Genomic DNA, 11019 nt, shown 5'->3' on the forward strand with positions numbered 1-11019 from the left:
TCGGAAGGCGGCACATCCGTACCGAAGGACGGGACAGCGAAGTCCGCGGTTGCCCGTTCTCCCGACGCCCAACGCAAGGCGGTCAAGGTGTTGCCGCTCGCCGAACTGCTCACTGAAGCGGAGGCCGAAATCGCGACGCCGGTGCTGACAGCCGTTTTGGGCGAATAATCGAGTGTAATCGTCGGTGCTTGCGTGACGATATTCGTTATGTCTATCGTCTTGACCATCGAATTGCCGGCGGCGTCTTGCGCATATACGGTATAGCTTCCGTTGAGGCTTGCCGGGAATGTCCCGCCGGCGACCGGGGTTCCGGCCGTTTCGAAGTATACGGCATCTTGAACGCCGGCTGTCCATTTGAGACTGGCCAACGCGCTGCCTGTTCCGTCCGCCAGGATCGTTACGGCGACAGTTTCGCTCGTCGGGGCGGTCACCGACGGGGTCAATGTAACGGAAGGCTGTACCCCGTCAATGAGGACGCCGCTCAAACTCGGCAGCGTTACGGGCAAATCCAGCAGGACGGGATCGTCCAGCAAGGTAAGGGTTGCAGGCGGCGTAGCGGCAATGGCGTTCCCGAGTTCGATGCCGTCCATATCCAAATCGCCGGATAACACGGTGTAGCGGAATTGCAGCTTCTCCGGTTGGCCGGCCGCTTTTCCCGTGTACAAAGCAAGCTTCTCGATACCGTTTATGAGGATGGGCAGCTCCGGCGTTCCGGTCACATCGACAGGCGAATTGTAGGCGATCGTAAAGTCCAGATGCCGGGCTATCCCGTATGTTCCGTCAGCCGGAACTTCCACCGCCGACGGCCGCGGCACGGGCACGGCAACGGTAAGCCGGTACACGCCCTGCCAAATTCCGTTTGCATCCGTTACCCGAATGTCGACGGGGTTATTCCCCAGGCTCAAATCGATGTCTGCGGAGCTTCCGGCAATGCCATTGATCGAGACTTGCGTTCCCGTTGCATCGGCCGCGGTGACCGAGATATGAGCAATGGCGGCGGGCCTGGCCAACGTAGCGGTGTAGAGGCCATGCGCGTCGGTAAAGCTCCGATTCAAAGTCACAGTTGTTCCGGGCGCGGTTACGGTCATCCCGGACAGAAGCACCGAGCCGAAGCGGTCGTACGGCATCGGGTAAGTAGTGCCTTCGATGATGCCCCAGCGATTGCCGCTGCCGAATTGCCAGCCGCTATCGGCGAAGGTGCTCTTCTGCATCATTTGCTGTGTCGTGCGGCCGGCCCCTCCGGCCGAGGAAGCTTGGCCGCTGGTCTCGCTGTCCCAGAACGAAGCGGTCGCGGTGCCGCCGGTATTGGAACCGATCAAGCCGCCCGTGCGGGTATTGCCGGCGACAACTGCGGCGGAGTACGATTCGTCGATCGTCAGAGTGCCGCTGCCGACCCCGATCAAGCCGCCGACGCCATCATCGCCATATACGGCTCCTTGTACGGATATCCCCCCGATCGCGGTATCGTTCGCCATGCCGATCAAACCGCCGACGTTGTGTTGGCCGCGCAACTCTGCACCCGGCAAGGCTATATTCGAGACCGTTGCGCCTGACGAAGTGTAACCGAACAAGCCGACATGATCGGTGTCGGGGCGATTGACGGTCAGATTGGCGATCGTATGGTTGTTTCCTTTAAAAGTTCCCGTGAAGGGGGTCGCGGCATTGCCGATTGGCTGCCACCCGGAACCCGCGCCGAAACCGGACAAATCGATATCGGCTTCCAGCTCGTAGGTGTGGTTCATTTCGTATCCTTCGGACGAATCTCCGATTTTGGCAAGCTGCCCGGCTGTCGTAATCCGATGCGGATATAGCGAGCTTCCTTCGTCCCGGAAAACATGAAGCGTATAAGTTGCGCCAAGGCCCCCCGGTTCCGTTACCGTAATCTGCACCGTATTTTGTCCGGGGGTTAAGGCTACGGCTTCCGAGCCGGAGCCGCCGTTTACGGAAACCGTGGAGGTGCCGCTTAAAGGCGTGCCGGTCACCGTAATCTGACTCGTTTTGTTGACAACCTTCGTATTGTAAACGCCATAATCGCCGCTGAACGTCCTGTCCAAAGCTTGCGCCGTTAAAGTGCTCGTATCTTGAACCGTCAATGCTGCCAAAGCCACCTTCAAGTAATCGTCGCGATGTAGCGGATACGTGCTCTCTTCGACGATGCTCCAGGTATTGTGGAAATCCCACCCGGCATACGTCGCTTTGCGCTTCATCTCCGCGGTCGTCTTCCCGGTGCCGCCGCCGCTGCTTGCGCTCAATCCACTCGTCTCGGTGTCCCAATACGAGGAGGTGATCGCCGCAGCCCCCAGCTTCTGCCCGATCAGTCCGCCCGAGTCGCTGCCCGATTCGACGGCCGCAGTCGAATAGGAGCGGTCGATCCTTCCGCTGGAGTTGCCCGTGCTGTAGCCGATCAAGCCGCCGTAGCTGCTGCCGCCTGCCCCGTCGATTTGGACCCGCCCTTGGGCATAACTGTCGGAAACGTTCGATCCAGCGTTATACCCGACCAGCAGTCCGACTCTCATGTGTCCCGTCACGCTGCCGGCGGCATAGGAATTGGCGAGCGTAGAAGTTGCCAATTGTCCGGCAATGGCGCCGACATCCTGTTGGCCGTTGACCTGTACATTCGTAAAGCGCAGGTTCGTCAAAGCGGCATTCTCGGCGAAGCCGAAGAGCCCGACCAAATTGTCGTTCGGACGGTTTATCGTCATATTCCGAATCGCATATCCGTTGCCGTCCAACTTTCCGGTAAAGGGAGCCCAGTTTGCGCCGATCGGCTTCCACCCTTTGCCATCGCCGTTGTCGTAGCCTGCCAGGTCGATATGCTGAACCAGTCTGTAGTTGCCCGCCAAATTGGCGGTTTGGCCAATCGCGGTAAGCTCCGCCGGTGTGGCGATATCGGTCCAGACCGTTTCCGCGGCGGCCGGTCCGACAGGTGCGAACGGAGTCGGCAGCAGCGACAAGATCAGCAGAATCGGCCATACAAGCGAACTTATTTTTTTAATCATATGTTGCATCTCTCCCTCGTTACCCAAAATTCCAAGCCTTACTATAGCAAATAAAAAGGGGGGCAATCTTAATGGATTCTTAACGGATTTCCAGCCAATTTCAGTAAAATTGCGGTATAGTTAGAGAGAGACGGAACGGGAGCAAGGATACATACGGGGGGCTTAATCGTGGAACCATTTCATATATTGATTGCCGATGACGATCCGGACATTCGGTCGCTTATCCGCATACATGTGCAGCGCGCCGGGATGACCGCCCATGAAGCGGTGTCCGGCAGCGAGACGATAACGAAGCTGCGGGGACGACGATTCGATTTGCTCGTCCTCGATTTGATGATGGACGACCTCGACGGCTTTGAAGTGTTGCGCCGTATCCGATCCGAATCGCTTTCCGTACTCGTCATTGTGCTGAGTGCGCGGCGGGGTCTGAGGGACAAGGTCGAAGCGCTCGGCCTGGGTGCCGACGATTATGTGACGAAGCCGTTCAGCCCGATCGAGCTGGTCGCACGGATGCAGGCGAATCTTCGGCGTTACGGGAACGGCGCGGGCATCGGACAAGGCAGCATCCGGCTGAACGCTCTGGCGTTGAATGCGGATAATTTCATGCTGTACAGGGAGGGGGAACCCGTCAGTCTGACTCCGATGGAATACGAGCTGATTCGTCTGTTCATGCAAAATCCCGATCAGGTGCTGACGAAGATGGAAATTTATAAGCAGATTTGGAAGCACGAGCAGTATGACGACAATACGTTGAGCGTGTTTGTAAGCCGGCTGAGGAAAAAAATCGAGCCCGATCCGCTGAATCCCAAGTTTCTGCAAACCGTTCGCGGTATCGGCTACCGCTTCTCGGGAGACGGGCTATGAAGCTGCATTTGAAGCTGTGGTTTTATTTTGTCGGAAGCGCGATTTTTTCCCTGTTTTTGTTCATAGCCTTAACCTTATTCATCGGAGCGAAATTCAATGACGGGTACATACACGGATCGTTGAACGCCATCGGCAAGTCCATCGTCGCAAAGGTCGCCGGTGCCGACAAGTTCGACCGCGCCGATGCGATCCGGCTGCTCGAGGAGACCGTCCGCGAGCATGAAGCGCTTCATCTGGAATGGGTCGGGATGGACGGACAGGTGTTTTACTCCACCCAGGGGCGCACGAAGCCGTACAGTCTGGAGGAGCTGACCGACCGCTTTCTCGGTATGCCGGATTCCTTATGGACGAATGGGGAAGCCGTCACGCTTTCGTATAAGTCGGAGCGGGCGGATTTTCCTTATTATTTGCTCATCGGTACGCCAAGCGAATCGATGAAACCGTCGCAATTCTACATCTATTATCGCGATATCAGCAAATTTCTTACGTTGGGCACCCCGCTCCTCGTTTATTTGGTTACGCCTTATTTGTTCGCGGCATTGTTTTTTTTCCCGCTCAACCGACGATTGCGCAAGCTGAACCGCGCCCTGCAGCAGATGGATTTGCACGGGGAGCCGGTAAAGCTCGCGGACGGCAAGAAGGATGAGATCGGACAATTGAACCGGCATTACAACAGCATGGCTCAGCGCATCCAGACGCAGATCGCCCAGCTCCGAGATATCGAGCAGAAGCGAAACGAACTTTTGTCGAACTTGTCGCACGATCTGCGGACGCCGTTGACGACGATTCTGGGGTATACGGAGACGATTCGAACGGCGGAAGCGATGACGCGCGAAGAGCTGCAAAGCTACATTAAAATAATTTTGCAGCGCTCGCGGTATATGGACCGCTTGCTCGACCAACTGCTCGACATTTCCCGTCTGGAAACGAAAAGCTTGGAGCTTCGCTTGGACGAGCACAACTTGTCCGAGCTGGTGCGAAGAGCGGCCGCGGACTATACGCTGATCGTCGATGAACGGAAAGTCGATTTCGTCGTCGATATTCCAGAGCGGGATGTATACGCCGAGATCGACAGCTCTCTGGTCGAACGGGCTGTCCGCAATATGATCGACAATGCGCTGCGGCACGGTATGGACGGACAATATTTGGAGATCGGGATGTCGAGCGATCCGCTTCATACGGTCGTATGGGTGAAGGATAAGGGGAAAGGGATTACGGTAGGGGAGCAGGACCGCGTATTCGAACGGTTTTACCGGCTGGACCAGGCGCGCAAAGACGGGCTTGGCCTGGGGCTCTCTATCGTACGGGAGATTGCGGAAGGACACCGCGGACGAGTCCGCGTGGAAAGCGAGCCGGGGGTGGAGACTGCGTTTTATTTGGAGCTGCCGCCGACCGGGCAGGCGCGGATGATTTCCTGAGTGAAACTGACGGAAGCCTGCGGGGCGTCGGGGCAGGATTTTTCGGATCGGACACGCGGAATAGGCGCAATAAAAAACCGCCCCGAGGCTAACGCCCCCGGGCGGCTTTGCGTTCGTATGGCTTACTTGCTTTTCGCGTCCAGAATCGCCTGGTTGATCTGCTCCTCGGCGAGCCTCAGCATCGTATTGATGTCGGTTCCATTGTTGATCATGTTCCCGAATTCCTTGTTCAGAATGCCGTCGGCGTTGACCAGCGGAGCCATTTTCGTGTTGGGGGTCGGCGTCTCGGCGAATTTGTTGTGGAACACCGCTTTGAAATTCTTGTTTTTGGAGCTGCTCTCCGCTCCCAGCGTGGCGCGAATCGTTTCATTGGTCAGGATGGTCGGACGGCCTTCCTTGTTGGCCGCCAGCTGCACCTCGTCGGTCAGCAGCTGCGTCACGGCGAGGAAAGCTTGCTCCGCTTTTTTATTAACGTTGCTTATAAAATAATAGATGGTGTTGGCCTGATAGCCGACCCCGGCCTTGTCGGAGAAGGTCGGAGCGGCGACGATATCCCAGTTGAGGTCCTTCGTTCCTTCAAACCGCCCGTATCCGGACATCGGCGCCACGACCATCGCGATATTTCTGTCCTTGTAGAAGGCGTTCAGCTCGTTGTCTCCGTTAAACGCTCCTGTCGGCTTGTTGCCCACGATATCGTAGAAGCTTTTGTAGGATTGGAACAGCTTCTGATATCCCGCGGTGTTGACGGACGCTTTATCGCTCTTGGCATCGATCGGCAGCAACGAAAGCTGGTTGTCCTTGATCATGTTGCTCGTGAACAGCGACATGCCGCGATAGTTGACTCCGTCGACCGTCCTCGTCATTTGCGCGGCCAGCTTGGCCGTCTCGTCCCACGTCATCCCGTTTTTCGGATAGGCGACCCCGAATTTGTCGAAAATGTCCTTGTTGTAGAACAGCACGACCGCATTCGTATATTTCGGCAGTCCGTACAGCGCCCCGGTGCCGGAGGCGTTTCGCAGCGATTCGATGGCGGAGGACTCGATCCTCGACAGATCGTATTTGTGTTTTTTGACCAGGTCCGTAATATCGTATTGAAGCTGGAAAGGAAGGACTGCGGTGTACAGCCCGCTGATCGAAGTAATGACGATGTCGGGCGCGCTTCCGGTCATGACCATATTGTCCAGCTTGACCTCGGCTCCGCCGATCAGGTAGTTGAGTTTGATGTTCGGATATTTGGCGCGTACGGGTGCCTCGATTGTCCGTTTAAATTCTTCCTGAGTAATGGAGGAGACCCCGGAATAAATGGTCAGCTCGACCGGCCCGATTGAATCGGCCGTACCGCTCGGCGCGTTCGAAGCGGACGGATCGGCCGCCGAAGGCTTATTTGCGGAATTGCCGCCGCCGCATGCCGTCAACAACGACAGGCACAACGCCGCAGTCATCCAAGGAACGATTGTTTTGGTTTTGCTTTCTACTCGATTCATTGATTCATCCCCCCGAATATGGCTGCCGAATAACAATGAAGGAAAGCCCTTACCCCTCGGCAACTTTAATTATATGTAAGCGGTATCATAAGTAAATGGAGAAAAAATGGAATACATGGAGAAATAGTTGCCCTTGCGATGTTCAAACATAAGTCCATATAACAGATCAAAATTCCATTTTATACGGTTTGCCGAGAGACTATAATAGCCTTACGGAACAGGAGGGAACCGTTTATGGACAACGCTTTCTTCTCGCGCTTTCACCCACGGGTCATCGATGTGTTTTTGCGGGACGGCACGTTCTGGTACGACCTCGGCAAACCGAGGCGCACGATCACGTTCGAATCGTCGGCCAAACGAAACTTCATGCTCGTAACCGATGGGGCCGGCGCGTTGTCCGTCAATGGAGTTCATCATCCGCTGTCTGTCGGTTCCGTATTTTATTTCCCGCTGCGCAACAGAATTCAGCTGTCCTATACGCCGGAGCAGCCGCTCCAGTTTTATTCCGTGCATTACGATTACAAATTGATCGAGTGGGACGGCAGCTCCGTCACTTGTCTGGAGCCGCAGGAGAACAGCCTGCCTCTTCCCGTCGTAACCCAGGCGGCCGATGCCGAAAGCTTTGCCCTCCATATGCGGCGGCTGTACGACCTGTGGCAAGGGAAAGCTCCGGATTACGAATGGCAGGCGAGACTGATGTTTCTCAACCTGGTGAATGAGGTGCGCAGACTGTATTCGCAAAGGAATGAAGGCGATCTTACCCGCCGCGCTATCGCGAAGTGCATGGATTATATCAAAACCCATTATGCCGAGCCTTTGGAGCGGGAGGAATTGGCGGAGATCGCCGCGTTGTCCGCAAGCTACTTTTCCATCATGTTCAAGAAGGTGGCGGGCTGCACGCCGACGCAATACATTACGAAGATCAGGCTGGACAAGGCGAAGCAGCTGCTGCAGAGCAGCAATATGACGGTGTCGGAGGTCGCGAGGGAAGTCGGCTTTCAAGATCCGCTCTATTTTGCCAGAGTGTTTGCGGGTCATGCGGGGATGCCGCCGAGGGAGTACAGGAAGGCGTAACGAACCCGCACTTGCGGTGCGCGGGAAGCGCGGGCCTTATCGAAAGATGCTCATCATGATCATAAGGAGGTTGTTCAGGTGGATCGCACAGAGTGCTCTTTATTGATATACGGCGCTACATTGGCCGGCCTCGGCGCGGCGGCTGCCGCGTTGGAGGCGAAGCGGGACGTCGTTGTCGTCGAAAGGACTTCTCTTGTCGGGCGCGAGTTTATCGAAGCTTTCAATCCGGGGGGCGAATGGGGAAAGCCGGCTACGGATTTCGGCCAGAGCGTCCGGAGCGACTGGATCAAGCGCAATTTAATGGAGGAGAACGGCCCCGTTCATTTGCCGGGCCTGCATCCGGTGTTATGTCTTCTTATTAAACAATACGGGCTCAAGGTCAGGTTCCTGACCGAGATAGTCGGGGTTGCGGAGCGGGACGGACGTTACGAGGTGCTGCTGCATGACGCTTCCGGCTGCCGGCCGCTGCTGGTCGAGGAAATTTTGGATACTTCTACGGAACGTCTTACCGTTCCGGGGGGCTTGGCTACACCGGAGAGCAAGAGGTTAAACGCTTATCTTCACCATCCGGACCTTCGGAACGCGGCCGTACCGGCTCCGTTTGACGATTCGATGTCCGTGTGCGGAGGCCGATTCCCGTCCGAGGTCATTTTGAAAGTAAATGTCGCTCCCGGGGCCGATTGGCTGCAAGCGAGACAGCGGCTGCATCAATTTTGGCAGGCCAGACCGGCGGAGTGGGCATCGTGGACGATCGCGGCCGTAGCCGGGACTTTCGACTCGACGGTGCCTGGGGGACCTCAGCGGCTCGGCGAACGATGGAGCTGGCTGCCTTCGGAAGCGTTTGCAAATCCATTGTCCGCCATCGATCAAGGATACGGCAGCTATGCCGGAACGGAGGGAATACGCGATGCAGCCAAAGCCGGCAAGTAACGAATTGCAACGAAACGCACCCGAATCCGGGACGGCTCGGGAAGCTTACGACGTCATTGTCGTCGGACTCGGCACGGCGGGAGCGGTAGCCGTCATTGCGGCGGCACGAAAAGGCTTGCGGGTGCTGGGGATCGACCGCCATACGAGCATGGGAGGGGCCGGTACGGCCGGCGGCGTGCTCGGCTATTATTTCGGCTCCCGCGGCGGTTTGTTCGAGGAAATCGACGCCAAAGTACCGGCGACGGAAAAGAGCGTATATACGCCCTCTTACGGCGTTAATGCGGAAGGAAAGCAGTATGTGCTCGAGCGCGAGGCTGTCGAGGCGGGCGCGACGATTCGCTACGACACGACCGTCACCGGCGTGCTGACGGAAGGCAGGACCGTCACCGGAATAGAGTGCTTCTCCCCGGAGCTCGGACGCTATACGGCTACGAGCCGTGTCGTCATAGACGCGACGGGCAATGCGGACGTATGCCGGCTGGCCGGCTGCGAGCTGCGCGGCGGACGCGAGTTCGACGGGCAGGCGCAGCCTTTCTCCAACGCCTTGTTCAAGCTGGACGGAGAGCGCGTACGCGCCTATTACACCGATTCGGGCTATGTATTTCCGGAGGACCCGGACAGCATGTCGGAAGCGATCGTGGAATCGGCGCTGCTGTCCACTCATCTGAAGGCGCAATACGACGAGGAGCGCAGGTTTATGCGGATCGCGCCGCAGCTCGGGGTTCGCGAGAGCCAATTTATCGTCGGGGAAGACAACGTGACGCTGGCAAGCTTCCTGGAGGAGGACTATTCCCGCGAGCCGCTGTTCATGGCTTACTCCAATCTGGACAACCACAGCAAGGATGTCGCCTTCGAAAGCGGGCTGCAGCGGGATTGGACGGTAGCGGCCAGCTTATGGGGATTGAAATTCACCGTGCCGATTCCGCTCGGGGCGCTTATCCCCAAAGGATTCGACGGATTGCTTGCGGCGGGGCGCTGTCTCGCGGTGGATCACGATATGGCTTCTTGCGTCCGGATGAAACGGGATATGCAAAAATGCGGGGAAGCCGCGGCCTACGCCGCTTATCTCGCCGTCTCGAAGCAGATTCCGCTGCGGGAGGTGCCGTATCCGGAGCTGGCCGGCCTGCTGCGCGACGCGGGCTGCTTGTCGGAGCGCGACAAGGTGTACTTCGAGCATAGAGTCGCCGCCCAAGACGACAAAGCGAACGGTCCGATTCGCTGGCTGGAGGATGTGACGGAGATCCGATCGGGCTTATCCGACGTGAAGCCGGGCGTGGCGATCTGGTCGGCCAAGCGACTGGGCGATAAGATCCGGCCGCATTTGCTGGAATGGATCGGTCCGGTCGAGCCGGAGCATCTGCGCAAGCACAGCGCGATGGCGCTCGCGCTGCTCGGCTCCCCGGAGGCGGCGCCCGTGCTGCGCGACATGGTTCGCGAGCGGGACCCGTTCGTGCCTTTGACGAGCTTGAAGTACAATCAGGCGCGGGGATATGCGGCGGTATACTTGCTCGGCCGACTGGCCGACAAGGAGGCGGTTCCCGATTTGCTGCGGATATTGGAGTCGCGGGAAGGCTTCACGTATATCGACCGGAATAAAGAATTTTTGTCCGACGAACAGGATTTGCGCTTCCAGTACGTCTCGTATGCTCTGATGGCGCTCGCTTCCATCGGAGACCGTCACGAGGAGACGCGGCGGACGGTCGGGGAAGCGTTCGGACGCTTTTTATCGCAGCTGGACGGCTCGCTGGTCATTTCCTTCAAAGGCAGCTCGGAAATCCGCAACGTAATGGACGATAAAATCCGCCAGCTGATCGACCGGACCTTTCGCCGATGGGGAAAACCGGTCCCGAATCCGGTTTGACTTGCACCGCCCCTTCGGGCGGACGAACAGGCGCTTCCAAGAGGAAGCGTCTTTTCGCGCGTCGCTGGCAAGCAATCGTTGCCAAAATCCACAGAGATTTGTAAACGACAGCGCTGTCGGATCGAGCCGGCGACGTCCGTCTGCGGCGCGGACCGACGAATAGGATTCTCGCCATCGTGGCGGGGCTTTTTCTACGTTAGCTTAACTCTCTTACAGATGTACATGCCTCGCATGATTCTTGAACGTTTGCCGCCTTTGCCGACGCTCGCGAGACCGCGAATCGATAAATCGAAATAGCGGAACTGGCGTATGTTATTGACCCGAATACAAGTGTCGACAGCAAAATAGCGGAAAACCTGGACCTCTGTCAAGAAAGTAGACACTCGATA

General features: G+C 57.3%; 7 protein-coding genes. 5 read left to right on the forward strand and 2 right to left on the reverse strand.

Features of this window, described 5'->3' with window-relative positions; all coding sequences use genetic code 11:
• On the reverse strand, positions 1-2999 hold a 2999-nt coding region (locus tag FE784_RS39840; RefSeq protein WP_176706868.1), incomplete at its 3' end, for a cadherin-like beta sandwich domain-containing protein.
• Between the two features lie 168 nt (positions 3000-3167).
• Between FE784_RS39840 and FE784_RS39845 the strand changes: the two genes are divergently transcribed.
• Positions 3168-3863, forward strand: coding sequence for a response regulator transcription factor (locus FE784_RS39845; protein WP_139607854.1), 696 nt, complete (start codon positions 3168-3170; stop codon positions 3861-3863).
• Complete coding sequence (locus FE784_RS39850; RefSeq protein WP_139607855.1) at positions 3860-5281, forward strand: HAMP domain-containing sensor histidine kinase; 1422 nt, start codon at positions 3860-3862, stop codon at positions 5279-5281. Before FE784_RS39845 ends, FE784_RS39850 begins: the two co-directional genes overlap by 4 nt.
• A 122-nt stretch (positions 5282-5403) precedes the next feature.
• On the opposite strand, the gene FE784_RS39855 is transcribed toward FE784_RS39850, so the two are convergent.
• Positions 5404-6765, reverse strand: coding sequence for an extracellular solute-binding protein (locus tag FE784_RS39855; protein ID WP_139607856.1), 1362 nt, complete (start codon positions 6763-6765; stop codon positions 5404-5406).
• A gap of 234 nt (positions 6766-6999) precedes the next feature.
• Here FE784_RS39855 and FE784_RS39860 point away from each other — a divergent pair, with 234 nt between their 5' ends.
• From FE784_RS39860 to FE784_RS39870, 3 genes are all read left to right on the forward strand, one after another.
• Positions 7000-7839: an AraC family transcriptional regulator gene (locus tag FE784_RS39860; protein WP_139607857.1), complete on the forward strand. Its 840-nt coding sequence runs from the start codon at positions 7000-7002 to the stop codon at positions 7837-7839.
• 78 nt (positions 7840-7917) lie between these two features.
• Positions 7918-8769: a hypothetical protein gene (locus FE784_RS39865; RefSeq protein WP_139607858.1), complete on the forward strand. Its 852-nt coding sequence runs from the start codon at positions 7918-7920 to the stop codon at positions 8767-8769.
• Positions 8747-10630, forward strand: a complete 1884-nt coding sequence (locus tag FE784_RS39870) for an FAD-dependent oxidoreductase (protein ID WP_176706869.1) — start codon at positions 8747-8749, stop codon at positions 10628-10630. The genes FE784_RS39865 and FE784_RS39870 overlap by 23 nt, the downstream gene beginning before the upstream one ends.
• Positions 10631-11019 lie beyond the last annotated feature (389 nt).

Origin of the sequence: Paenibacillus hemerocallicola, from assembly GCF_006265175.1 — a bacterium.
Taxonomy (GTDB): Bacteria; Bacillota; Bacilli; order Paenibacillales; family NBRC-103111; genus Paenibacillus_AB; species Paenibacillus_AB hemerocallicola.

What these genes read in the sequence shown, in the direction of transcription:
- FE784_RS39855 (WP_139607856.1), bottom strand. Translation starts at nt 6,765, where the DNA reads ATGAATCGAGTAGAAAGCAAAACCAAAACAATCGTTCCTTGGATGACT.
- FE784_RS39860 (WP_139607857.1), top strand. Translation starts at nt 7,000, where the DNA reads ATGGACAACGCTTTCTTCTCGCGCTTTCACCCACGGGTCATCGATGTG.
- FE784_RS39850 (WP_139607855.1), top strand. Translation starts at nt 3,860, where the DNA reads ATGAAGCTGCATTTGAAGCTGTGGTTTTATTTTGTCGGAAGCGCGATT.
- FE784_RS39870 (WP_176706869.1), top strand. Translation starts at nt 8,747, where the DNA reads ATGCAGCCAAAGCCGGCAAGTAACGAATTGCAACGAAACGCACCCGAA.